The organism is Kribbella sp. NPDC051586 (assembly GCF_044453965.1).
Lineage (GTDB): Bacteria > Actinomycetota > Actinomycetes > Propionibacteriales > Kribbellaceae > Kribbella.
Genome location: NZ_JBITDF010000002.1, coordinates 458,414 through 481,987 on the forward strand (window position 1 = coordinate 458,414; position 23,574 = coordinate 481,987).

At 68.7% G+C, this 23,574-nt stretch carries 20 protein-coding genes; 5 read left to right on the plus strand and 15 right to left on the minus strand.

What is annotated here, in order from left to right:
* Positions 1-736: 736 nt before the first annotated feature.
* The 6 genes from ACIA58_RS12635 to recA all read right to left on the minus strand — a co-directional run bounded on the left by ACIA58_RS12635 (position 737) and on the right by recA (position 7,020).
* Positions 737-1,201, minus strand: coding sequence for an antitoxin (locus ACIA58_RS12635; RefSeq protein ID WP_396403762.1), 465 nt, complete (start codon positions 1,199-1,201; stop codon positions 737-739).
* A gap of 151 nt (positions 1,202-1,352) precedes the next feature.
* On the minus strand, positions 1,353-1,745 hold the full coding sequence (locus ACIA58_RS12640) for an MmcQ/YjbR family DNA-binding protein (RefSeq protein ID WP_396403763.1): 393 nt from the start codon (positions 1,743-1,745) through the stop codon (positions 1,353-1,355).
* 71 nt (positions 1,746-1,816) lie between these two features.
* Entirely contained in the window at positions 1,817-3,244 is a 1,428-nt protein-coding gene (locus ACIA58_RS12645) for an alkaline phosphatase family protein (protein ID WP_396403764.1), read from the minus strand.
* Positions 3,245-3,385: 141 nt separating this feature from the next.
* On the minus strand, positions 3,386-3,790 hold the full coding sequence (locus ACIA58_RS12650; protein WP_396403765.1) for a GNAT family N-acetyltransferase: 405 nt from the start codon (positions 3,788-3,790) through the stop codon (positions 3,386-3,388).
* 25 nt (positions 3,791-3,815) lie between these two features.
* Positions 3,816-4,721, minus strand: coding sequence for a regulatory protein RecX (locus tag ACIA58_RS12655; RefSeq protein ID WP_396403766.1), 906 nt, complete (start codon positions 4,719-4,721; stop codon positions 3,816-3,818).
* Positions 4,722-5,943: 1,222 nt separating this feature from the next.
* Positions 5,944-7,020, minus strand: coding sequence for a recombinase RecA (gene recA / locus ACIA58_RS12660; protein WP_396403767.1), 1,077 nt, complete (start codon positions 7,018-7,020; stop codon positions 5,944-5,946).
* Between the two features lie 249 nt (positions 7,021-7,269).
* Here recA and ACIA58_RS12665 point away from each other — a divergent pair, with 249 nt between their 5' ends.
* Together ACIA58_RS12665 and ACIA58_RS12670 are read left to right on the plus strand one after the other, a co-directional pair.
* A complete protein-coding gene (locus tag ACIA58_RS12665; RefSeq protein ID WP_396403768.1) occupies positions 7,270-8,061 on the plus strand; it encodes a hypothetical protein in 792 nt (263 codons plus the stop codon).
* A 41-nt stretch (positions 8,062-8,102) separates the two neighbouring features.
* On the plus strand, positions 8,103-8,663 hold the full coding sequence (locus ACIA58_RS12670) for a GrpB family protein (RefSeq protein WP_396403769.1): 561 nt from the start codon (positions 8,103-8,105) through the stop codon (positions 8,661-8,663).
* A gap of 18 nt (positions 8,664-8,681) precedes the next feature.
* Here ACIA58_RS12670 and ACIA58_RS12675 read toward each other — a convergent pair whose 3' ends face one another.
* Positions 8,682-8,876, minus strand: coding sequence for a DUF3046 domain-containing protein (locus tag ACIA58_RS12675; RefSeq protein WP_134098478.1), 195 nt, complete (start codon positions 8,874-8,876; stop codon positions 8,682-8,684).
* Positions 8,873-10,030 (minus strand): LppM family (lipo)protein, encoded by a 1,158-nt coding sequence (locus ACIA58_RS12680; protein ID WP_396403770.1) that lies wholly within the window; start codon positions 10,028-10,030, stop codon positions 8,873-8,875. Before ACIA58_RS12680 ends, ACIA58_RS12675 begins: the two co-directional genes overlap by 4 nt.
* A 108-nt stretch (positions 10,031-10,138) precedes the next feature.
* Here ACIA58_RS12680 and ACIA58_RS12685 point away from each other — a divergent pair, with 108 nt between their 5' ends.
* The 3 genes from ACIA58_RS12685 to ACIA58_RS12695 all read left to right on the plus strand — a co-directional run bounded on the left by ACIA58_RS12685 (position 10,139) and on the right by ACIA58_RS12695 (position 16,155).
* On the plus strand, positions 10,139-14,791 hold the full coding sequence (locus tag ACIA58_RS12685) for an ATP-dependent helicase (protein WP_396403771.1): 4,653 nt from the start codon (positions 10,139-10,141) through the stop codon (positions 14,789-14,791).
* Positions 14,792-14,809: 18 nt separating this feature from the next.
* The gene (locus tag ACIA58_RS12690) at positions 14,810-15,595 is read left to right on the plus strand and encodes an Fpg/Nei family DNA glycosylase (protein ID WP_396403772.1); all 786 of its coding nucleotides are present in this window, start codon (positions 14,810-14,812) and stop codon (positions 15,593-15,595) included.
* Positions 15,596-15,714: 119 nt separating this feature from the next.
* A complete protein-coding gene (locus ACIA58_RS12695; RefSeq protein ID WP_396403773.1) occupies positions 15,715-16,155 on the plus strand; it encodes a DUF4262 domain-containing protein in 441 nt (146 codons plus the stop codon).
* Positions 16,156-16,163: 8 nt separating this feature from the next.
* On the opposite strand, the gene ACIA58_RS12700 is transcribed toward ACIA58_RS12695, so the two are convergent.
* The 7 genes from ACIA58_RS12700 to ACIA58_RS12730 all read right to left on the minus strand — a co-directional run bounded on the left by ACIA58_RS12700 (position 16,164) and on the right by ACIA58_RS12730 (position 23,571).
* On the minus strand, positions 16,164-16,451 hold the full coding sequence (locus ACIA58_RS12700; protein ID WP_396403774.1) for a helix-turn-helix domain-containing protein: 288 nt from the start codon (positions 16,449-16,451) through the stop codon (positions 16,164-16,166).
* Positions 16,452-16,614: 163 nt separating this feature from the next.
* Positions 16,615-17,109: a CinA family protein gene (locus tag ACIA58_RS12705; RefSeq protein ID WP_396403775.1), complete on the minus strand. Its 495-nt coding sequence runs from the start codon at positions 17,107-17,109 to the stop codon at positions 16,615-16,617.
* Positions 17,110-17,639: 530 nt separating this feature from the next.
* Complete coding sequence (locus ACIA58_RS12710; RefSeq protein WP_396403776.1) at positions 17,640-18,902, minus strand: DUF2332 domain-containing protein; 1,263 nt, start codon at positions 18,900-18,902, stop codon at positions 17,640-17,642.
* A gap of 442 nt (positions 18,903-19,344) precedes the next feature.
* The gene (gene pgsA, locus ACIA58_RS12715; protein WP_396403777.1) at positions 19,345-19,968 is read right to left on the minus strand and encodes a CDP-diacylglycerol--glycerol-3-phosphate 3-phosphatidyltransferase; all 624 of its coding nucleotides are present in this window, start codon (positions 19,966-19,968) and stop codon (positions 19,345-19,347) included.
* On the minus strand, positions 19,965-21,944 hold the full coding sequence (locus ACIA58_RS12720; protein ID WP_396403778.1) for a radical SAM protein: 1,980 nt from the start codon (positions 21,942-21,944) through the stop codon (positions 19,965-19,967). The genes pgsA and ACIA58_RS12720 overlap by 4 nt, the downstream gene beginning before the upstream one ends.
* Before the next feature lie 186 nt (positions 21,945-22,130).
* Positions 22,131-22,895 carry a RodZ domain-containing protein gene (locus ACIA58_RS12725; RefSeq protein ID WP_396403779.1) on the minus strand — a complete coding sequence of 255 codons (765 nt, stop codon included), beginning with the start codon at positions 22,893-22,895 and terminating at the stop codon, positions 22,131-22,133.
* A gap of 109 nt (positions 22,896-23,004) precedes the next feature.
* Entirely contained in the window at positions 23,005-23,571 is a 567-nt protein-coding gene (locus tag ACIA58_RS12730) for a hypothetical protein (protein ID WP_396403780.1), read from the minus strand.
* Positions 23,572-23,574: the final 3 nt, after the last annotated feature.

Genomic DNA, 23,574 nt, shown 5'->3' on the forward strand with positions numbered 1-23,574 from the left:
TCGAGTCCCAGGCGGGACTGTGGCCGTCGGTCGAAGGGACTCGCCACTGGAATCGCTTGAAATCGCTGAAGGGGCCGCTGAGGTTCCGGCGGCTGTTGGGGTACGGCAGTGCCGGTGCCACCTCGGACGAGGCGGTACCGGTGTCTACCGTTTGCGACGGTATCGCTTTGCTCGCGCTGCTCCGCCAACTATGCGGTTGCCGCGGTTGCGGCTGCCCAGCTGTTGTTTGCCTCGCTTGCTCACCGTGAGTCGCCGCTGACAACCCGGAGACCACGATGGCGCCGCTCGCACCCCGGCCTGCTTGCGCTGCTGCCGGGATTTGCGTGCGGTTCCGTCTATCCGACGGCGCTGCATGGCGCCGTCGTCCTTCCTTCAGCTCAGTCGAGCGTGGTTGCGTCTTTTGTGCCGGCTTGTCGGCCGTTTCACCGACCCGCCGATCCTTATATCCGCCACCGTTCCGGTGGATTCATCCCTTCCTGATCCCGAGGCTAAGCGCGGCCCCCCAACCGGTCAAGACGGACACTCCCGCCTCACCCTCCGGATGAGACCACTCTCGGCACTGGACTACTCCACAACGGGCATAAGTACGCAGCCCCAGCCGTCCTGGACCCTCTTGCGCGCCAGGTGCCTTGCAGTCGGTGACGACGGGGCTCGCACGCAGCCGCCAGCCGCCTAACCTGCAGCGCCCGCGGCGGCCGAGCCGGCCGCGGGGGCTGCAGGAGATTTGCCGATCGCTCTACCGCTGCTGACCGGTCGCCGTGCTGCCGGCGCCGGTTCCCTCGGTCGTGGAGCCGGTCGAACGCTCCGGGTTGTCGGCCGGGTCGGGCGTCGGGCCACCGACAACCCTGGCTCCGTCCGCGGCGTTCGCTGTGCCCGTTGCACCAACTGGGCCCGCTGTGCCCGCCTGGCCCGCCGCCTCCGCGGGTCCGTCCGACTGCGCGCTGTCGCTCTCTGCTGTCCCCGCGGTGGTGGACTCGGAGGTGGTGTCGGAGGTGGTCTCAGCCGGTGTGTCTTCGGAGGTCTGCTTGTCGACGAACGTGCCGACCTTCTGCTGGACCGCGTCGACCTTCTCCGCGTACTTCCCGCCGGTCTGCTTGTCGATCAGGTCGCCGGCTTTGTCGACGCCGGCTTTGATCTTGTCCGGGTTCTGCTTGACGACATTCCGGAGCCAGTTCTTCGCCTGTTCCTGGAAATCGTTCATTGCACCCTCCGCGGTGTCTGGGGCGGATCGACGGAAAATCCCAGCCTACGGACCAGTCCAAATACCAGTCCTACCTCGGATAACACACCGTCGCACCGCACCCGTCAACGCCCCTCGCCGCTCATGGGACCCGAAACCACCTCACTCTCCGTCACCGCCCGTTCAAGTGCGCCTTTGCCACGTCCGCCGGGGCGTACACCAGCCACCCGTCGAGCAGTGCCTCCTGGAGCGCCTGCTCCGGCACCTTGTCGAGCTCGACCAGCACGGCGGCGTACCCGTCGAAGTGCGGAATCGTGAAGAATCCGTCCCCGGCCCGCGCGGCCAGCACTGCTTCCTTCTCGGCGAGATCCTCCACCCGGATCGCCAGGATCGGCCCGTCGGGCGGCGTCTCGTCGCCGTACCGCTTCAGGTCCGCCTTGCTGAACGGCCGCTCCCACGCGTACCCCTTGCCGCCGACCGCCCAGGTCCGATGGCCGTGCTTCGTCGTCTCCACGGTCTCCGGCAACTGGCCGACCAATCGCTCCACGTCTTCCAGGCTCACCATGGCGCCGACGCTACTCCCGCAGACATGCGACGGCCGGGCAATCGGCGTGATTGCCCGGCCGTCGGCGTACCTCAGAGGCGGTGGCGACCGCCGCGCTCCTGATGCGGGACGACCTGCGTCGAGGTCGGGAACGTCGGAGCCGGCAGTTGCGCGGCCTCGTACGTTGCCAGGTTCAGCCGGGCGCCCGTCTCGGGAAGCGCCGGCGGCTTGCTGATGTGGTCGTGGCGGAACACCGAGGTGAGGTCACCGAACGTCCGGCGACGCCACTGGCTGATGTTCGGCTCCTGCACACCGGTCAGCTTCTCGAGGAACTGCAGAACAGAGGTGTGGTCGAACTTCTGGCTGCTCACCCATCCACCAGCGGTCCACGGCGAGACCACGATGCACGGCACCCGGAACCCGCCACCGATCGGCAGGTCGAGCGCGTACTCGTCGGGCGTCCCGGCCGGTGCGGTCGGCGGTACGACGTGGTCGAACAAGCCGTCGTTCTCGTCGTAGTTCAGGATGAAGACCGTCTTCTTCCAGACGTCCGGGTTGGCGGCGATCGCTGCGATCTTCGACGCGACGAAGTCAGCCCCGGCGGCTGGCATCTCCTTCGGGTGCTCGGAGACACCGCCGGCGGTCATCAGCCACGACACGGTCGGCAGCTTGTCGTGCAGAGCGTCGTACTCGAACTGGCCGAGCGGCGACACCTTCAGGCCCTTGTCGTACAGCGGCGTACCGGGCGTGGCGTCCTGGAACTGCTTGAAGTGCGGCAGCATGTTGTAGCTGTTCAGACCGACCTGGTCCTGGTACACGTTCCAGCTCACACCGGCCGCTTCGAGGCGCTCGGCGTACGTCGTCCAGCGGTACGCGCCGTTCGGCAACGAGTTCGACGTGATGGGGCCGCCGAAGGTGCCGCCCGGGTCGATCATGCCGGTCTGCCAGTACAGGCGGTTCGGCCAGGTCGGCCCCTGGACGGAGCAGTGGTACTGGTCGCAGATCGTGAACGCGTCGGCGAGCGCGTACTGGAACGGGATGTCGTCGCGGGTGTAGTACCCCATCACGTACGGCCCGTTGGCCTTGTCGGCGGCGCGGTGCGCGGGCAGCCAGCTGTCCATCTTGCCGCCGTTCCAGGCCTGGTGCTGGACCGAGTACGCATGGCTGGTGGACGGGATCGCCTGCGAGTTCGTCGCGTGCGTGTCGAGGTGGAACGGCAGCATGTAGCCGTCCGGGTTCTCCGTGTCGGGCTGGTAGAACACGTTGCGGCCGGTGGACAGCTTGATCGCGTGCGGGTCGTCGAACCCGGCCACGCCCGACAGCGTGCCGAAGTAATGGTCGAAGCTGCGGTTCTCCTGCATGAGCATCACGACGTGCTTGATGTCCCCGAGCCGCGCCGCGCGGGGCGGCGGGGAGGCGAGGGCCTTCTGGACGCTCGCGGGCATCAACGCGGCCGCGGCACCCAGGCTCGCGGTCGCCGCGGCGCCCCCAAGAAACCGGCGCCGAGTGAAGTCAGACATTGGGCGGAACCTCTCGAAGTAGGCGGTGATTCCGTCAAGAACCTTCCGCCCACAAAGTGACCACCAACCGGCACGCGGCCCAACACTGCCCGGCCAGTTCCCGAGCAAGACCTTTAGCAAAGGTAAACAGTTGAAGCTGACCTAACCCCTGTGGCCTGCCGCCCAGAGCCACGGACCGCTGCAGCGGGTGAATCCGGAATGGAGGTAGAACTCGGCTGCCTCTTCGCTGATGGCCGAGACGAAAACCACCTCAGCGCCCAACCCTCCGAGCCAGGAGCGGCACTGGTCGAGCAACGCCGTACCTGTCCCGGCGCTGCGGCTCGCTGGATCGACCACGAGCTCTTCCACGACGCCGTACGGGTCGTGTCCGTAGTCGACGAAGGTCGCGACGAGGAGCCCGCGAATCTCGCCGCCGTCATCGCCTGCGACGAAGGTTCTTGCCTGCTGACGCACCTCGGGCAAGGTCGTGTCGTTGGCCTCATCCCCGTGCAACTCGCGCAACAGCCGTTGGATCCCGGCCCGATCCGCTGCTGTGGCTGCACGCACGACTGGCGGCTCGTGGTTCGGCACCCTATTCAGGCCCGAGACCGGACGAGTCGATGAGCGGGAACTCGTCGTGCGAAGCGTCCAGCTCCTCCTTCACGATGCTCATCGCCATCCCGCCCGGGTACCCCTTACGCGCGAGCATCCCGAGCAGTCGCCGCATCGCCACCTGCCGCTCCAGCGAACGCATCGACCGCAACTTCCGCCGCACCAGCTGTCGCGCCGTCTCTTCTTCCTGCTCCGGCTCCAACTCTTCGAGCGCGTCCCGAGCCAGCTCCTCGTCCACCCCGCGCCGCCGAAGCTCCTGCGCCAACGCGCGCTTCCCCAACCCACGCCCCCGATGCCGCGACTCCACCCACGCATTCGCAAAGGCGGCATCGTCGATCAACCCGACATCCGTGAACCGATCCAGCACCTCGTCGGCCACGTCATCCGGAATCTCCCGCTCAGCCAACACATCAGCCAACTCAGCCCGAGTCCGAGGCTGCCCCGTCAACTTGTCCAGCAAAATCGTCCGAGCCACCGAATACGGATCCGCCGCCTCCTCCATCGCAGGATCCCCAACCCCCGCAGGCTCCTCACTCCCCCGCCGCTTCCTCCCCCGCCCAAACCCCCCACCACCCGTACGCCGCCCCCGACTCCCCCGCCCCGAAGACCCCCCACCCACAACAGCCCCAGCCCCACCACCGACCGCACCCCCACGGGCCGCACTTCCACCCAACGCTCTCCCACCAGAGGCACTCCCGCCGGCTCTACCCCCGCCCGACGCTTGCCCACCGGACACACTTCCGCCGGACACACTTCCGCCAGACGCACCGCCGCCCGACGCCCTCCCGCCCGACGTATCCCCGATGGTCGCACCCTCGCCCAACACACTTCCGCCGGACGCACTCCCGTCGGACGCACCGCCGACCGACGCATTCCCACCGGACATACCCTCACCCGACGCATCCCCGTCTGGCGCAGGAACGCCCAACACACTTCCGCCCGACGCCCGTCCGCCGGACGTATCCCGGCCCGCACACACCGCGGGATCCCCGTCCGCCTCACGACCCGCCGTGACGGGCCCGCTGCCTGCCCCGTCACGGTCCGCGGGCGCAACACGATCCGACGCTACGGACTCGCGGCTCAGCGCGCTCTCGCCGTCACCGTGCCCACGCGCAACACGAGCAGACGCCGACGAACCACCGCCTGCCGCGCTCGTACCCAACCCGCTCTCGCCCACGTCCGCCACGTGATCGGCAGGCACCTCGAGATCGGACGCAACGGGCTCGCCTATGGGCTCACGCCGGCGTGCTCGAGCTGCATCGTCCGTAGCGGACTTCGGCCTCGCGGAGACCGCCGCGCTTGGTGAGGCGCTGGCGGATGGCTTGTCGACGGTGGGTTTGGCACGTTGAGGTTCGGCGGCTGGCCCAGCCGCGTCTGTCCAAGGGGCCAACTGTTCTTGAGACGTACCTACGTCTGCAACAGAGGCCGGCGCATCGTCTGCGAACGCACGCGCCTCAGCCAATCGATCGGCAGCCTGAGTCTCGAACGTACGAGCGGATCGCTCATCCCGCTCACCCCAAGGATCAGCCGAACCCGCACTCGACTCACGCCCTGGAGCCTTCCGGCGTCGTGCCGGCCGGACCTTCTCCTGCTCGTCCTGCTGTTCATCCCACGGGTCGACGGTGCCGGCAGTTCGCCTGATGGATCCCGTACGTCGGCGAGAGCTGCCCCACTCCGACTCGTCCTCACCCACAAAGCCGTCGTCATCACCCCAGGCCTCACCCCGGCCCGCGCCCGCCTTGCGACCATTACGACGCTCCCCACGCCCCAGGCTGCCACCAGAGCCACCAGCCGCCCCAGAACCACCAGCTACGCCAGCATCGCCCTCAGCACCACCAGCACGATCCGCATGGCGGTCGCCTGCATGATCCGCGCCGCGATCGGTGCGGTTGTCGTCAGCATGACCGGTGCCGCGATCGTCGGCGTGACCCGTGCCAGGAGCCATGCGGGAGTCCTTGCCGCTGGAAGGCGTCGAGGCATCGGTGCCTGCGGCCAGGAGTTTGCGGGCCAGGGCCAGGCGTTCGTCGTGGGGCAGAGACAGCGCCGCGGGGGCAGCGTCGTCGGCAGCAGTGGGCTGCCGGGGGACGCTGCCGCCCGCGGAGGGTCGGTCAGAAGTCGACATCGACCTCGGCCGCGGCGGCCTCGCCGGCCGGCTGGTCAAGGGTCGGGCCGATGCCCATCTTCTCCTTGATCTTCTTCTCCAGCTCGTTGGCCAGATCGGGGTTGTCGCGCAGGAAGTTCCGCGCGTTCTCCCGGCCCTGGCCGAGCTGGTCGCTCTCGTAGGTGAACCAGGCGCCGGCCTTGCGGACGAAGCCCTGGTCCACACCGAGGTCGAGCAGGCTGCCCTCGCGGCTGATGCCCTGACCGTAGATGATGTCGAACTCGGCCTGCTTGAACGGCGGGGCCACCTTGTTCTTCACGACCTTGACGCGGGTCCGGTTGCCGACCACGTCGGTACCGTCCTTCAGCGACTCGATCCGGCGCACGTCCAGCCGCACCGACGCGTAGAACTTCAGCGCCTTACCACCGGTCGTCGTCTCCGGGGAGCCGAACATCACGCCGATCTTCTCGCGCAGCTGGTTGATGAAGATCGCGGTCGTGTTCGTCCCGCTGACCGCACCGGTCATCTTCCGCAGCGCCTGGCTCATCAGCCGGGCCTGCAGACCGACGTGGCTGTCGCCCATCTCGCCCTCGATCTCGGCCCGCGGCACCAGCGCGGCCACCGAGTCGATCACGACGATGTCGATCGCGCCGGAGCGCACCAGCATGTCGGCGATCTCCAGCGCCTGCTCACCGGAGTCGGGCTGCGAGACCAGCAGCGCGTCGGTGTCGACGCCCAGCTTCCGCGCGTACTCCGGGTCGAGGGCGTGCTCCGCGTCGATGAACGCCGCGATCCCGCCGGCGCGCTGCGCATTCGCCACCGCGTGCAGGGCGACCGTCGTCTTACCGGAGGATTCCGGGCCGTAGATCTCCACCACGCGACCGCGTGGCAGACCACCGATCCCGAGCGCGATGTCGAGCGAGATCGACCCGGTCGGGATGACCTCGATCGGCGGCCTGTTCTGCTCCCCCAGGCGCATCACCGAACCCTTGCCGCACTGCCGCTCGATCTGCGTCAACGCAGTCGCAAGCGCCTTCTCGCGATCGCTCGCCGCGCGCTCCGCACTCGCCGCTGCACCAGCCATGTGACTGCCACCTGACCCATCTCATAATCGGGGCCGCTTCCCAGCAGCCCGGAGGACTTCTCGTGTCGCCACAGAAGGTATCCATCGCGTCCGACAGTTTTCGTCGCCACTTCGAATCTGTGGACAACTCCGGCCGCCCGGGCACCTTCAGGACACCAAACTATCCCGAACACCTGTTCGAATCGCAAGTGACACGCCGAACCTGCCCCGACAACCATCCTGGACCGCCGACTCCCTACTCTGGCGGTCGTGACAGACCGTCCCGACGTCCCCGATTCCGCTGTCGTCCTCGCGCTCAGCCGGGTCGAGTTCGGCATCGACACCGTACTTGACGCACTCCGCACGCCGGACCCGTTCGGAGTCCGCAGCATCCTGACGGAGTACTCCGCCCAGGAGAAGCCCAACCTCGCCGAGAAGGCCCTGATCCTCGCGATCGATCGGCTGCTGAAGATGACGGTGCCCGGCCACGCCGAGTGGCCGAAGCTGCCGCTCGCCACCCGCTGCGACTGGTGGGTCGACCGGCTGGGCGGATTCGCGGCCGTCGTCGCGGCCCTGCCCCGGCTCAGCGGTGCGGTCGCCGACCGGCTTCCCGTCAAGGACACCCTCGGCGCTGCTGTGCAAGCGATGGTGATCGGCGCGATCTGCCGCGAGTACGGCGTGGAGGCGCACGCCGACCGCACCGCGGTCATCGCGCGCGTGCTGACCGACCGTCCGATCACTCCGGACGAGGTACTCAAGTACGACGACCCGACCGCGGCGGGACAGGACGTGGCGAAGCAGCTAGGCCTCGGGGACGAGTCCGAGGAGGCCGGAGTGCGTCACGGCGTCCGGTTGCTGTGGCGGATCAGCAAACTGTTCGGCGGGCTCGGTGAGGTGTTCGAGGAACGTCCGCGGGGCAGCCTCGGCGCCCGATTCGTCGGGAAGCTGCCAGGCATCGGCGTGGTCGGCGGGTACTTCGACGAGCGCAAAGCGATCCAGAAGGCGGCGTACGAGACGGCGGACCTGCTGACCACCAGCGCGTTCCGGGTCAAACCTGTCTGAAGGACTGGGATCGGCCGCCACAGTACTGGGATGATCTCCGCATGACTGGGATCGTCATCGTACGACCGGACGAGAGCTGGCCCTCGCAGTACGAGAAGACCGCGCACACGATCGGCGGACTGCTCGGCGAACTGGCCCAGCGGATCGACCACATCGGCTCGACCTCGGTGCCCCGCCTGCCGGCCAAGGACATCCTCGACATCCAGGTGACCGTCGGCACCGAGCCGGAGCTGGACGACGTGGCGGAGCGGATGGTCGCCGCGGACTGGGAGCTACGCCCGCCGCGGCGCGACCATCCTGTGCCAGGCCTGCCGACCGACGAGATCCAGTGGGTGAAACGCATGCTGGTCGAGCCGATGTACCGGCGCCGGGTGAATCTCCACATCCGGGTCGCCGGTCACGCCAATCAGCGGTACGCGCTGCTGTTCCGCGACTATTTGCGCAGCCACCCAGAGACCGCACGCGCGTACGCCGTCTTCAAACAGCACGCCGCCGCGCTCCGGCTCGAGATCGGTGACTACTCCGACCTCAAAGACCCGGTCTGCGACCTCATCTATCTGCCGGCCGAGGAATGGGCCGCCCGCACCGGGTGGACCGTCTAGCCTTTGTTGCCTAGGGCATCAGCGTTCGCTGGCCGGCAAGTTCAGGTGCGCCCACACGGCACGCCAGACCACCTTCGCGGCCTCGCCCTCGGCCAGCGCCTCGACGACCGTGCGGCCGCCGAGCTCCTGGACCACCTGGGTCTCTGCCCAGGTCCGTGCGTACGCGGGACCGAGATGGTGATCCATCCGAGCCCAGAACTCCGTCAGTCTCATGCCTGCCCGTCATCGTCCTTCGGTGGCGGTCCCCAACCGCCCTGCTGACCCGGCTGAGGCCCCGATGGACCACCCTGCTGCGGCGGCTGCTGACCGTACGGCGAACCTTGCTGACCAGGCTGCCCCTGGCCGGGCTGTCCCCAACCACCGGGACCCTGCTGCGGCGGCTGTCCTTGCTGCGGCGGCTGCTGCCCAGGCTGCGGACCCCACTGTCCCGGCTGAGACTGCCCAGGGTACTGCGGCTGAGCAGGCTGACCAGGCTGACCAGGCTGACCAGGCTGACCGCCATACGGCGGTTGCCCCTGCCTCGGCTGCCCTGGATACTGCCCCGGCTGACCGCCGTACTGACCTGGCTGGCCCTGCTGCGGAGCGCCGTACTGCCCTGGCTGCCCCGGGTACTGCCCACCGGGACCGGGCTGACCGTACCCCGGCTGGCCCGCGTACTGCCCCGGACCGCCGTACTGACCCGGCTGGCCTGGGTACTGCCCCGGGAACTGCTGTCCGTAGCCCTGCTGCGCCTTCTTCCTGCGGCTCCGCAGCATGAAGAACACGACCGCGCCGATCGCCAGCAGCACCAGCACGATGATCAGAATCAGCGCCCAGGTGGGGAAGGTGCCGCCGGCCTCGGAGGTCAGCGAGATCTTGCCGAGCTTGTCGAGGCTGTCGTACGTCGCGGTGCGGCCGCTGATCTTCGCACCGTCGTCGTGCTCGAGGATCTTGCCCGGCATGGTGATCTTGAAGTTCACCTCCGGCTGGCTGCCCGACGGCACGCTGCCCAGGTTGCCGGCCTTCACCGTCACCATGACCTTGTTGCCGTCCTTGCGGAAGCCGACGCCGTCGCCGCTCGAGCTGCCCATCTTGTCGAACGGCACGCTCTCGAAGGTGCAGTTCGACCCGACGTACTTGTCGTCCTCGAACGAGTTGCAGCTGACCCCTTCGGTGGTCGTCTGCTTGATGCCGCTCTCGATCTGCTGGCGGACCTTGTCGAGGGACTGGCCGCTGGACTGCAGCAGCTGCTTGTCGACCCCGATCTTCATGGTGCCCGAGACCGTCTCGTTCGACCCGACCTTCAGATCGGCGTCGAGCTTGACGCACCCGGTCAGAGCGACCAGGCAGGCCACGACGACGAGCGCTGCACGTACGCGGTTGATCATGGCGCCGATCATTCCAGACGAGGGGGACAACCGGCGCACCGGACGGAAAGCGCCTCCTCACGGTGCGCCACGAACGGCTCGTGAAAACTGTCGGCGGGACCCGGCAAGATGGACGACGTGAAGAAGACCAGCGCGTTGAGCCGGTTCTCGCCCGCGACCCGGGCGTGGTTCGGCGACGTTTTCGAGGCGGCCACCCCGGCCCAGCTCGAGGCGTGGGACGCCATCACCGCGGGCCGGGACGCGCTGGTGGTCGCCCCGACCGGATCGGGCAAGACCCTGGCGGCCTTCCTCTGGGCGCTCGACCGACTGGCCACGACACCGCCGCCCGACGATCCGAAGCTGCGCTGCCGAGTGCTGTACGTGTCACCCCTGAAGGCGCTCGCGGTCGACGTCGAGCGCAACCTCCGTGCCCCGCTCATCGGCATCCGGGAGACCGCGCGCCGGCTCGGTGAGGCGCCGGTCGACGTCGATGTCGCGGTGCGATCGGGCGACACCCCGGCCGCCGACCGACGGCGGTTCGCCACCCGGCCTTCCGACGTACTGATCACCACCCCAGAGTCTTTGTTCCTGCTGCTGACCTCACAGGGCCGCGAGTCGCTGCGCGGAGTCGAGACAGTCATCGTCGACGAGGTGCACGCCGTCGCCGGGACGAAGCGAGGCGCCCATCTGGCGCTCACCCTCGAGCGCCTCGACACCCTCTTGCCGAAGCCTGCGCAGCGGATCGGTCTGTCCGCGACGGTGCGACCGGTAGAAGAGGTTGCCCGATTCCTCGGCGGCGAGCGGCCGGTGACTGTCGTGCAACCCAAGTTCACCAAGCAGTGGGACCTCAGCGTTGTCGTCCCGGTCGAGGACATGGCAGAGCTGGCCGCGACCGAGGTAGAGACCTCTGGATCCGCGGCCGGTCCGCAGCAGCACGCGTCGATCTGGCCGCATGTCGAGGAGCATGTCTTCGACCTGATCGCTCAGCACAAGTCGACGATCGTGTTCTCCAACTCGCGGCGGCTGGCCGAGCGACTGACCGCCCGATTGAACGAGATTGCCGCCGAGCGTGCCGAGCTGGAGCTGCCTGAGTTGGGTTCGCCTGCTCAGCTGATGGCCCAGTCCGGCGGGTCGCTGGCGGCGCCACCGTTGATCGCGCGAGCCCATCACGGTTCGGTCAGTAAAGAACAAAGAGCGCTCATCGAGGCGGATCTGAAGTCGGGCCGCCTGCCGTGCGTCGTGGCGACGAGCAGCCTCGAGCTCGGCATCGACATGGGCGCGGTGGACCTTGTCATCCAGGTCGAGGCGCCGCCGTCGGTCGCGAGCGGATTGCAGCGCGTCGGGCGCGCAGGTCACCAGGTGGGCGCGGTGTCGCGCGGAGTTCTGTTCCCGAAGTTCCGTGGCGACCTGATCGACACGGCCGTTGTTGTGCAGCGGATGCGCGACGGTCTGATCGAGAGCCTGCACATCCCGGCCAATCCCCTCGATGTGCTGGCGCAGCAGATCGTGTCGATCGTCGCCCTCGACTCGGTGGACGTCGACGAGCTGTTCGCTCTGGTACGCCGCTGCGCGCCGTTCGCCTCCTTGCCGCGATCGGCGTACGACGGGGTGCTCGACATGCTGTCTGGTCGATACCCGTCGGACGAGTTCGCTGAGCTACGGCCGCGGATCGTGTTCGACCGGGTGAGTGGAGAGATCTCCGGTCGGCCGGGCGCGCAGCGGCTTGCGGTGACGAGCGGCGGGACGATCCCGGATCGCGGATTGTTCGGGGTCTTCCTGGTCGGCGAGTCGACCAATCATCGTGTCGGCGAGCTCGACGAGGAGATGGTGTACGAGTCGCGCGTCGGCGACGTCTTCACTCTCGGGGCGTCGAGCTGGCGGATCGAGGACATCACCCACGACCGGGTGCTCGTCTCCCCCGCCCCGGGTCAGCCAGGCAGGTTGCCGTTCTGGAAGGGCGATGCTGTCGGGCGACCGGCGGAGCTCGGCGCGGCGACCGGCGCGTTCGTCCGCAGGATGGCGTCGTTGCCTGCCGGCAAAGCGATCGAGCGTGCGCGGACCGCCGGCCTCGACGAGTACGCCGCCAACAACCTCGTGTCATATCTCGCCGAGCAGCGGGAGGCGACCAGCCGGGTGCCGGACGACGTGACGATCGTGGTGGAGCGATTCCGCGACGAGCTGGGCGATTGGCGCGTCTGCGTTCACTCGCCGTACGGCGGTCAGGTGCACGGCCCGTGGGCGCTTGCGATTGCTGCTCGGCTCCGCGATCGGTACGGGATGGACGCGCAGTCGGTCTCGGGCGACGACGGGATCGTGCTGCGGTTGCCGGAGACCGACGAGGCGCCGCCGGGCGCGGAGCTCGTGCTGTTCGATCCGGCCGACATCGAGGACCTGGTGACGACCGAGGTCGGTGGCTCGGCGTTGTTCGCGGCACGGTTCCGGGAGTGCGCCGCGCGGGCGTTGTTGCTGCCGCGGCGCAATCCGGGCCGGCGGTCGCCGCTGTGGCAGCAGCGACAGCGGGCGTCGCAACTGCTGAGTGTGGCGAGCAAGTTCGGGTCGTTCCCGATCGTGCTCGAGACGCTGCGCGAGGTGCTGCAGGACGTCTACGACCTGCCTGCGTTGAAGGATCTGCTGACCGGGATCAGCGAGCGCCGGATCTCGATCGTCGAGGTGGAGACATCCGAAGCGTCACCATTCGCGAAGTCGCTGCTATTCGGCTATGTGGGCGCCTTCATGTACGAAGGCGACTCGCCGCTCGCGGAGAAGCGTGCGGCCGCGCTCGCACTGGATCAGAGTTTGCTGGCCGAGCTGCTGGGGCGGACCGAGCTGCGGGAGTTGCTTGACGCCGAGGTCGTGCTGCGCACCGAAGCTGAGCTGCAACGGCTCGCCGAGGATCGACGAGCCCGTGACGCAGAAGGGCTGTTCGACGTACTGCGGATGATCGGCCCGCTGTCGTTGCCGGAGGCATCGCAGCGGTGCGTCGACGGTTCGGATGCCGAGTCCTGGCTGACGTCGTTGGCGGCCGCTCGCCGCGTGGTGCGGGTTCGGATCGCGGGCGAGCACCGGTGGGCAGTTGTCGAGGACGTCGCGCGGTTGCGGGACGCGCTCGGCGTGCCGCTGCCGCCCGGGGTCGCGGAGGCGCACGCAGAGCCGGTCGCAGATCCGCTCGGCGATCTGGTGTCTCGGTACGCGCGGACGCACGGTCCGTTCCGCGCGATCGACCTCGCGACGCACCTAGGGATCGGCGTCGCCGTTGTCAGCGAGGCACTCCGACGCCTAGGTGCGGCCGGACGAGTCGTCGAAGGCGAGTTCTTACCGGGCGGGATCGCACTCGAGTGGTGTGACAGCGAGGTACTGCGGCTGCTGCGGCGGCGATCCCTCGCAGCATTGCGCAAGGAGGTCGAGCCGGTCGATCCGTCCGCGCTGGCGCGATTCCTACCAGCCTGGCAAGGAATCACGAGCAGCCGCGGCCGTGGGTACGACGTACTGCTCGGAGCGGTCGAGCAACTCGCTGGATGTGCGGTGCCGGCGTCGGCGCTGGAGTCGATCGTGCTGCCCTCGCGAGTGCCTGGGTATCAGCCGTCGATGCTGGACGAGCTGACGGCGACCGGTGAAGTGGTGTGGGCGGGATCGGGTTCGCTGCCCGGGACGGACGGATGGGTGTCGCTTCATCTGGCCGACAACTGCGATCTGACGCTGCCTGATCCTGATCCGGCGCTCGAGCTGAGCGAGACTCACCAGGCCGTCCTCGACGCGTTGTCGGGCGGCGGTGCGTTCTTCTTCCGGCAGTTGAGCGATGCAGTCGGAGCCGCGTCGGGGGTCGTGGAGGACGACACCTTGGTGAGCGTTCTCTGGGACCTCGTCTGGGCCGGATACCTGACCAACGACACTCTGACGCCGGTCCGATCGCTTGTCGGCGGCGGGCGGGGCAGCCATCGCACGCGACGTGCGACTCCACGCGCACGGCCGGGACGACCGGCTCGCCCCGGACGCCCGGCCATGCCGTCGCGGAGTGGTCCTCCAACCGCCGGCGGGCGATGGTCGTTGCTTCCGGCCCGTAGTTCGGATGCGACCCGGCGGGCGCACGCCGCGGCCGAGACCCTGCTGGATCGCTACGGGATCGTCACACGAGGGTCGGTGATCACCGAGCGGACGCCCGGCGGGTTCGCCGCCGTTTACAAGGTGCTGAGCGCTTTTGAGGAGTCAGGGCGATGCAGACGCGGCTACTTCGTCGCGGGGCTCGGGGCTGCACAGTTCGCGCTGCCTGGAGCCGTCGATCGGCTGCGCGCGCTCGCGGAGCTGCGGACTGCTTCGGCGGGGCCTGAAGGTCCATTCGGTCCTGCCGGGCGATTCGGGCCGGGTGGTGGCCGCCCGGGCGGCGGTGGTCGTGGCCGCAAGGACGAGGAGCTGACTGCGCGTGCCGTGGTACTCGCGGCCTCCGACCCAGCGAATCCGTACGGTGCTGCTTTGCCGTGGCCCGAGCGGGAGAGCGCAGGCGGTCATCGCCCGGGCCGGAAGGCTGGTGCCCTGGTGGTCATGGTCGACGGACAGCTGATTGTGTACGTCGAGCGTGGCGGGCGGACTGTGCTGAGCTTCACCGAGGACTCTGACCTGCTCCAGCCGGCGGTCGATGCACTGGCGTTGTCGATCCGGGACGGTCAGCTCGGCAAGCTGAGTGTCGAGACTGCCGATGGTGAGCAGGTCAGGCACACGGCATTCGGCGATGCCTTGGCGAAGGCCGGCTTCCACGCGACGCCGCGCGGCCTCCGTCTGCGGGCCTGACGTTCGGAGCGATCGGCCATGCCTGAAGGAGACACCGTCTGGCGAGCCTGCAAGCGGCTGAACCAGTCGCTCGCCGGGCAGGAGCTCGTCCGCACAGATTTCCGCGTGCCTTCGCTCGCGACGACCGACCTGAGCGGGCGGACGATGCTCGAGGTCGTTGCACGCGGCAAGCACATCCTGATGCGGATCTCGGGTGGCCTGACGCTGCACAGTCATTTCCGCATGGATGGCAGCTGGCATCTGTACCGGCCGGGTGAGCGCTGGCACGGCGGGCCTGATCATCAGATCCGGGTGGTCCTCGAAACGGCACCGTGGACAGCAGTCGGTTATCGGCTGCCGGTGCTCGACCTCATCGCGACCGACGACGAGGACAGCGTGGTCGGTCATCTCGGGCCCGATCTGCTCTCGCCTTCGTTCGACCGGGCGGTTGCGATCGCGAACCTCGAATCCGATCCGGACAGGACGGTCAGCGAAGCGCTGCTCGACCAGCGGAACCTGGCCGGCATCGGCAACTTCTATCGCATCGAGGTCTGCTTCCTGCTCGGTCTGCATCCATGGCGCCCGATCTCGGCCGTCGACGTCCCGGCCGCTGTCGACCTCAGCCGAAAGCTGATGAAGGCGAATGTCCGCAACGGCACCCAGGTCAGCACCGGCGTCGACCGGCCAGGACAGCGTTCATGGGTGTTCGAACGCGCGGGCAAGCCGTGTCACCGCTGCGGCGCGACGATCCTGACCGCGCAGCTCGGCGAACCGACCCGCGAGCGGGTTACCTACTGGTGCCCGGCCTGCCAACCAGAGCTCTGACCGGCCAGAACTGGCCTGTGGACAACGCCGTCGGCGAGCACGAACACGGATATCTTCCCTGACGTATCGAACAAATGTTCGATCGAAAGGAGAAGTTGATGTGCGACCGGTGCGGAGGCGTGAGCCACGAGGAGTACTCGCGGCAGATCGAGGCAAACATCCGAACCTTTGGCTGGACGATGCAGTACGTCGAAGGCGACGGCGACCGCAATCCAGCCTTCGGGTACACGCTGGGCCTCAGCCTGTACCGGCATCCGGAGATCATCGTCTTCGATCCGGAGCCGTGCTGGGCTTATCTGGGGCTGAAACCGCTCGCGTGGGCGGTCATGGGCGGCGCAGTGTTCGACGAGGGCGACGACCTGTCCGGGTTCTTTCCGCCTCCAGAAACGGCCGAGCTCCTACGGTTCCCCGATTCGGCTCACCACCTGTACACGGCGAACCAGATGTTCCGGCAGCCAAGCGACCCACCGCTGCCTGCGCTGCAGCTTGTCTGGCCGACGCGCACGGCTTTGATCCGGGCGCCCAAGAGCAACCCGACGCCAGACGGGAATAGCCGGTGAGCTGGGGCTCAGGCCGCAGCCACAACCTGCGGCTCGATGGTCGGGTGCGCGAGCACCAGCGCCTCTTCGCGGGCCAGATCCTCGCTCACCTCGGCGAAGACCGTCGACAGCGGCACATCGAGTGCCGTGCAGATAGCTGCCAGCAGCTCACTCGAGGCTTCCTTCTGACCGCGCTCGACCTCGGAGAGATACCCGAGGCTTACGCGAGCGTCAGCGGACACCTCGCGGAGAGTGCGCCCCTGGCGCAGCCGCTTACGCCGCAGGACGTCGCCCAGCAGGCCACGAACCAGCACCATGAGGTTTCTCCCTTCCGCCTGTCCGGCCGTGTCTACTCGCACGGTAGCTCGACCGTAGGAACCAACGGTACCTGTTGCTGGGTCACTACCCCTCGCAATGTCCACCTTCGGTGCGCCGTGCCAGTCTGCCTTACCTGTCCCCATGCTGGTCCCAACACCCCCATCAGTCGAGTTCTTCCGCCACAACGGCGGCTCCGAGTTCGAGAACGGCCTGCACGCTTCGCCGGCGGACGGCTGTCCGGTCGCCGGTCAGCTGTAGCTTCCGCACCTGCACGGATCCCGGACCGGCCGCGGCGACGTACACCGTGCCTGCCTCGATACCCGCCTGCGGGTCCGGACCAGCCACACCGGTCGTCGCGAGCCCGTAGTCCGCCCCTAGACGCTCCCGCACGCCGCTGGCCAATGCGGCAGCCGTGTCCGGGTGCACCGGCCCCACAGCAGCCAGCAGATCCGCGGACACACCAGCCAGCGTCGCCTTCAGGTCAGTCGCATACACGACCACACCACCCCGATACACAGCCGACACCCCCGGCACATCAGTCAGAACCGCCCCGACCATCCCACCTGTCAACGACTCAGCCGTAGCAATCGTCACGCGCCGCTCCAGCAACAGCCCCACCAACCGCCCAACAGCCCCTTCAACCCCGTCCCCAGCCACCCGCTCACCTCCCTTACTCCCGATCAGTACCCCGTACTCAACACCCCACCACCGCGACACGACCCACCCGCCCACCACCATGACTCGCACAGAACCTCATGCCCACCACCCCATGCCCAGCGATGGCCCGTCAGGCCTCCCCCACCGCGCTGCGGCCAGCGACCGCAAGCTGCTGCTGCCATCCCCTGACGCAATCCCCTGGCGCAATCCCGCGGTGCAGTCCTCCAGGCGCGACCCGTGGGCGCCGCACCGCGATCTGTGAGCGCGCTCCCTAGGCGCCGGCCGGTGACGTCGGTCAAGCAGGACCCAGTCGCGAGCGTTGCCACCCATCTCCGGGGCGAGCTGCCGGCCACATTCCCGGCGCAAACTGCCAGCGGGCCCCCGGAGCGAACTGTTGGCGCTCCCCGCCCGTGAGCCGGTGGCGCCAGTCGGTGATGCGCTGCGCTGGCGACCGCGGTTTGTGATGAGGTTCGGAGGGGCGCGCGGTGTTGTTCAACAACGCGTGGATGCTGCAGGTGTGCGGACTGCGACTACGACTCGGTCAGCCAGGCGAGCATCTGACCGCGCAGCCAGCAGCGGCCGACGGCTTCGGCGTGCAGCGTCGAATGGTTGAACACCGCGAGGCCGATGATGCTGTGACCTGAGGCGTGGCGGTCACCGAAGGTCGGGATCGCCGGCGCGACGCCGACACCTTCGACCGACACCCACGCGATCGGCCGCTCCGTCGCAGCCTCGTCGAGCCGCTGCAGGAACCGCAGGCGACTCTCAAGCACCAGGTCTGACAGCGCCCACGTGGTGATGGCGACGGGCAGGGCATCCACTGGTACCCGGGCGAGAGCATCGGGCAGCACCTCGACAGCCTCGTCTTGCATCAAGAAAGGAGGCGCCATCGCCGCCAGCTCCAGCTCCCGTTCGAGCCGTGCGATCCGCTCCGGTTGATCGGGCGGCAGGCAAGCCCGCAGCCACCGCGCCTCATCCGCGTCGGTCGTGTCGATCGGCTCGAGGTCGACACCAATTCGCGCAACGACTTCGGGCATCGCCTGCATCGGCAACGGAAGATCCCCGACAACCGCCGCCGACGACTGCACAGGAGACGACGGATCACCCAGCGATTGACCGTTGCCGTACGTGATCCCGACCCGATCGACGTTCAGATTGAACCCAGCCGAGCAACCCACATCGATCAGCCCGACCGAACTCGCGCCAACCCTCCGCGCCACCTCGGCAACCGCCGGATACAACACCGCATGGTTGCCGGCCACATTCGCCCGCACCTTCCGCCGTGCGACAACATCCACCACAGCCTCGGTCATCCCCACCAACGTGCCAATCGCCGCATTCGCAGCCGCGTCGGCCCGCACAACCGCATCGGCTTGGCCAAGAGCATCGGCGCGCGCAGGTGCGGTGGCATCCGTACGTGCGATGGCATCCGTACGTGCGCTGGCATCCGAAGGCGCGCTGGCGTCCGTAGGTGCGCTGGTCGGGGCGGGGCCAGGTGGGGTTGTGTGCCTAGAAGCGGCGGCTGCGGCTGTGTAGGCGGTGGCGAGGGGTTGGGCGTGGCCGGTTAGCGCGAGGTTGTGGAGGGCGGCGAGGACCAAGGCTGGGTGGCGCTTGCGGGCGGGGAGGGTCTCGATGGCGCCGAGAGCGTCGTCGGACTCGCTCAGTGCAAGGGCGATGCGCTCGTACAGGGGTGAGATCTTGGCGGCGTCCACCTCCGCGAACCGGCGGTACGTCTGTGCGAGCTTGCGGTCCTTGCCTGTCGTTCCCGCAGTTCCAGCAGTCGGCCTCGGCACCCGATCGAGTCTAGCCATCCACCCGATCGCCAGGCATCACATCCGATCCGGCAACCGGGAGTCGCGGATCGCGTGCTCGTCCCCAGGCCACCCGGCGCTCGACGGCCCGTCCCGCGCCGTCGCGACGCTGGGCTCCGTCGCGACGCTGGCGCTGGCGCGGGAAGTCGCGTGAGGCCTTCGCGTGACGTCGTGTGCGGCCGGCGCGGGAGGTCGCGTGAAGCTCCGCGGGAAGTCGCATGAGGCCGGCGCGGGACGTCGCGTGAGACCCTCGCGGGACGTCGCATGAGGCCGGCGCGGGACGTCGCGTGAGGCCCTCGCGTGACGTCGCGTGGGGCCGGCGCGGGATGTCGCGTGGGGAGCCGCGTCGTACCGTCGCGCAGCGTGGCCGGCTTCAGCCGCCTCGGGGGCGCACCAGGCGTTGGCGGCGGGTGCTTGCGGGGGTTTACGGGAGGGGGCGTTTGGCGGCGGAGCGGAGGCGGAGGGCTCGGCCTACGTAGTCGAGGCCGGTGACGATGGTTACCAGGACTGCGGCGGCCATGATGATCATCGCGGTCCAGTGGACGATTGCCACCTCCTGCCACGGGAGGAGGTACAGGCCGAGGCCGATTGCTTGGAGGACCGTTTTGAGTTTGCCGCCTCGGCTGGCGGGCATTACGCCGTGGCGGATGACCCAGAAGCGGAGGGCCGTGACGCCCCACTCGCGGACCATCACGACGATGGTCACCCACCACGGGAGTTCGCCGAGGTACGAGAGGCCGAGGAAGGCGGCGCCCGTGAGGGCCTTGTCGGCGATGGGGTCGGCGATCTTGCCGAAGTTGGTGACCAGGTTCCAGCGGCGGGCGATGTCGCCGTCGAAGCGGTCGGTGACGATCGCGACCACGAACGCGGCGGTGGCGAGCAGCCGGTTGCTGTCGGTGTGACCGCCTTCGCGGAGGAGGAGCCAGACGAACAGGGGTACGAGGACCAGCCGCAGGACCGTGAGCGCGTTCGGCACGTTCCAGGCGCTGGGCGCGTGGAGGTGGCCGCCGGCTGCTCGCGGTGCCGGGTTCGTTGGCGGGTTGGTCACGCGGTCAGGTTAGCTGCCGGACGGGCGTCCGGGGTGCTCACGAGCGCGGCGAACTCGGCGATCAGGTCGACACCGTCGCTCGCCACCACCTTCGCGGAGACCAGATCGCCGACCCGTACCCCATCCGGGAGCCCGGTGACGGTCGTCGACCCATCCACCTCGGGCCCCTGGTGCGCGGCCCGCCCCTCGCCAGTCCACCCAGCCCCAGCCAGCACAACCTCGTCCGACGCGGCTCCATCCAACTCGGCGCCGTCCAACGCGACCACCGCAACGCCCTTCGGCGCAGCTCCGTCTACGGTGGCGCGGCCCCCGACGGTGGCGGACGGGTCGTCGCTGTCCAGGTCGGCGCTGTACAGATCGTCGCTGTCCAGGTCGGCGTCGGTGTCGAGGGGGGCGGTGGATTCGATGAGGACTTCGAGGAGTTCGCCGATGCGGGATTCGGCTCGGGCTGAGGTCAGGTCTTCGGCTAGGCGGGTTACTCGGTCGAGGCGGGCGGCGATGGTGTCTTCGTCGAGTTTGCCGTCGTACGTCTCGGCCTCGGTGCCGTCCTCGTCGGAGTACCCGAAGACGCCGATCGCGTCGAGGCCCGCGCGGGACAGGAAGTCGCAGAGGATGTCAACGTCTTCCTCGGTCTCGCCCGGGAAGCCGACGATGACGTTGCTGCGGATGCCGGCGGTCGGGGCGCTGGCGCGGACCTGGGCGATGAGTTCGAGGAAGCGCTCCGAGTCGCCGAAGCGGCGCATCCGGCGGAGAAGCGGGCCCGAGGCGTGCTGGAAGGAGAGGTCGAAGTACGGAACGACTCCTGGGGTGGCGGTCATCGCGTTGATCAGGGTCGGGCGCATCTCGGCGGGCTGCAGGTACGAGACGCGGACGCGGATGATGCCCGGCACCTGGGCGATCTCGCCGACGAGGGTCTCGAGCAGGCGGAGGTCGCCGAGGTCCTTGCCGTACGAGGTGGAGTTCTCGGAGACGAGGAAGAGTTCGCGTACGCCGTTGTCGGCGAGCCATTCGGCTTCACGCAGTACTTCGGCGGGGCGGCGCGACATGAACGCGCCGCGGAACATCGGGATCGCGCAGAACGCGCAACGGCGGTCACAGCCGGAGGCGAGCTTCAGCGGTGCCATCGGGCCGCCGTCGAGGCGTCGCCGCATCACGCGGGGGCCGCTCGCCGGGGCGGTCGCGAGATCGGGGGCGTCGATCTTCAGCTCTTCCGGTGCACCGGTGACGAAGCGTCCCTTGAGTCCGGCTTGCTCGCTGGACCGGGCAAGCGCGGAAGCGTCCGTGGGCCGCAGCTGCTCGGGGATGTGCGAGCCGACACCCGCCGCGCCTGCAGCTGGCCGTCGGCCGGCCTCCGCGAGGCGGTCCGCGGAGGCCTGCTCGCCTTGCCCGGCTGGCCGGCCTGCGGCGATCGCCCCACCCGCGCCAGTCGGCTGACCGTGGGTCGTCTGGTCTGCCTGGGTCCTCTGGTCCGGCGCGGTGGCGTGATCCGCAGCGGTTGGTTGGTCGCCGTGGCCGGGGAGGGAGGGGGCGGGGGTTGAGTGGCGGTCTGCGGGTGCCAGTGGGAGGAGTTTGCGGCGGTCGCGCGGTACGTGCGACTGGTGCTTGTTGCCGGCGAGGATCGCGCGGAGGCGGTCGGAGATGTCGGTGTAGTCGTCGAAGCTGAGGACGGCGTCCGTCTCGGGGAGGGCTTCGGCGAGTTGCTCGCCGTACCGCTCGGCGAGGCAGCCGACTGCGACGACGGCCTGCGTACGGCCGGACTCCTTGTAGTCGGCGGCCGCGAGAAGCGTGTCGACGGAGTCCTTCTTGGCGGCTTCGACGAAGCCGCAGGTGTTCACCACCACGGTGTCCGCCTCGGCGGCGTCGTCGACCAGTCGGAAGCCACCGGCTTCGAGCCGGCCGGCCAGTTCCTCGGAGTCGACATCGTTGCGGGCACAGCCCAGCGTGACCAGGGCGACGGTGGTGGGTGGCGTAGTCATCACCACGAGTATGACGCGCCGTACAGTCCCCGGCCTAACTCACCAGCGCATCTCACAGCCCACCGCGAGGCGCAAGGCCCGGCCAGGGCGAGGCCGGGAGCGAGCGCAGCGGCGGGCGGGACGGCCAGAGCGGCGGCTACAGCGGCGGCCACGGCGGCGGGCGGGGCGGCCGCAGGGGCAGGCCGGCTAGGAGCCGGGGGTGGTTTTGGTGAGGGTGCCGTTGGGGTGGGCGGTGAATTTGGTGAGTTTGGTGTCCAGGCGTTTGCCGTTGAGGACGACGATCAGGTTGCCGGGGCTGGTGACTGTTACGCGGATGTCGCCGGAGCTGGTTACCGACTGGGCGATGCCGGGGCTCAGACGGCCCTGGAACAGGCGTCGGTTCTTCTTGTCGCGGACGGTCAGGTAGGTGCCGTCGCCCTTGGCTGTGAGCGTCAGCGCGGTCTTCAGGACCGGCGGCTTGGCGGTTGTCGGCTTCTTGGTGGGCTGGACGGTCGGCTGCACCGGGGCCTTGGGGGTCGGCGTGGTGATCGTCGCCGTGGTGACCGCGGTCTTGGATGCGTTCGCCTCGATGTCGTTGGGCAGGGTGAACAGCCGCACCATCCCCCAGCCCATCAAGATGACCAGGATCGCGCCGACCACGATCGCCCAGCGCGGGCGGGCCGGGCGGAGCGTCGGGCCCTTGGAGGCGGCGCGCTCCTCGCGGCGGGACTTCTCCTCCTCGACGGCCTGCTCGGCGTCGAAGGCGGCGATCAGCGGTGCGGGGTCGGCCTTGACCACGCGGGCGATGGAGCGGATGTGTCCACGGGCGTAGAAATTCCCACCGCAGCGGGAGAAATCGTCGGCCTCCATGGCGATCAGCAGCCCGGTTCTGATCCGGGTCGCAGCGCTCAGCTGCTCGATCGTCATGTCGGCCCGCTCGCGGGCCGCCGTGAGATCGCTGCCGATGCTCACTTCCTCACCATCCTCTCGTTCGTCCGACCACCTGTGCGGACTGCCGACGTCACCGGGCGGACCGCCGACATCAAGTCAACGGCCTTGATACTGCGGGGTCACGCTCGACTCAGAGTTGTTCCCTGACCGGACACCTGGCGTCTGCCAGCATGTGCAGCGCCTGCACCACTTCCCCGTTCGACGGCCGAGCCGTCAACCCGAACGGTATCGCGAGTGAGGATCCCGTCAGTCGACGGTTGGCATCAGTTGTCTTGCGGGTCGAACTCGGCATCGCGCCGAGGATCGGCCCGGGATCCTGCAGATGTACGGCGATCCGCCCGTCGTCGAGCGGATGCCGGCGCTGCAGCACCGTCACCTCTTCGATGTCCTCCCACCGGGTGCCGATCCATTCGTTGCCGATCCGCAGCCGGATGCCGACGTCGTCGGCGACCAGCATCTCCCCCACCGTCAGAGCGCGGGCACAGACGAACGCGAGACCGGCGAAGGCCGCCGCGGCGAGCCAGCGCAGGATGCCGGTCGGACTCGTGGATGCGGACGCGGCGAACCCGATCGCGACCAGGGCGGCGCCGACGGCGAGGCCGCCGTGCACCTTCTGGGATCCCCGGACGGTGAACGGCACGGGCTCGGGGTCGACGTCGAAACGGTCCTGCCTGGGCAGTGCGCTCGCGGCGGTCACGAT

Coding starts and splice junctions, on each gene's coding strand:
- ACIA58_RS12720 (WP_396403778.1), bottom strand. CDS start 21,944: ATGACTACGCCACCCACCACCGTCGCCCTGGTCACGCTGGGCTGTGCC.
- ACIA58_RS12655 (WP_396403766.1), bottom strand. CDS start 4,721: ATGTCCGGTGGGAATGCGTCGGTCGGCGGTGCGTCCGACGGGAGTGCG.
- recA (WP_396403767.1), bottom strand. CDS start 7,020: ATGGCTGGTGCAGCGGCGAGTGCGGAGCGCGCGGCGAGCGATCGCGAG.
- ACIA58_RS12675 (WP_134098478.1), bottom strand. CDS start 8,876: ATGAGACTGACGGAGTTCTGGGCTCGGATGGATCACCATCTCGGTCCC.
- ACIA58_RS12670 (WP_396403769.1), top strand. CDS start 8,103: ATGACTGGGATCGTCATCGTACGACCGGACGAGAGCTGGCCCTCGCAG.
- ACIA58_RS12690 (WP_396403772.1), top strand. CDS start 14,810: ATGCCTGAAGGAGACACCGTCTGGCGAGCCTGCAAGCGGCTGAACCAG.
- ACIA58_RS12645 (WP_396403764.1), bottom strand. CDS start 3,244: ATGTCTGACTTCACTCGGCGCCGGTTTCTTGGGGGCGCCGCGGCGACC.
- ACIA58_RS12680 (WP_396403770.1), bottom strand. CDS start 10,030: ATGATCAACCGCGTACGTGCAGCGCTCGTCGTCGTGGCCTGCCTGGTC.
- ACIA58_RS12685 (WP_396403771.1), top strand. CDS start 10,139: ATGGACGACGTGAAGAAGACCAGCGCGTTGAGCCGGTTCTCGCCCGCG.
- ACIA58_RS12640 (WP_396403763.1), bottom strand. CDS start 1,745: ATGGTGAGCCTGGAAGACGTGGAGCGATTGGTCGGCCAGTTGCCGGAG.
- ACIA58_RS12700 (WP_396403774.1), bottom strand. CDS start 16,451: ATGGTGCTGGTTCGTGGCCTGCTGGGCGACGTCCTGCGGCGTAAGCGG.
- ACIA58_RS12635 (WP_396403762.1), bottom strand. CDS start 1,201: ATGAACGATTTCCAGGAACAGGCGAAGAACTGGCTCCGGAATGTCGTC.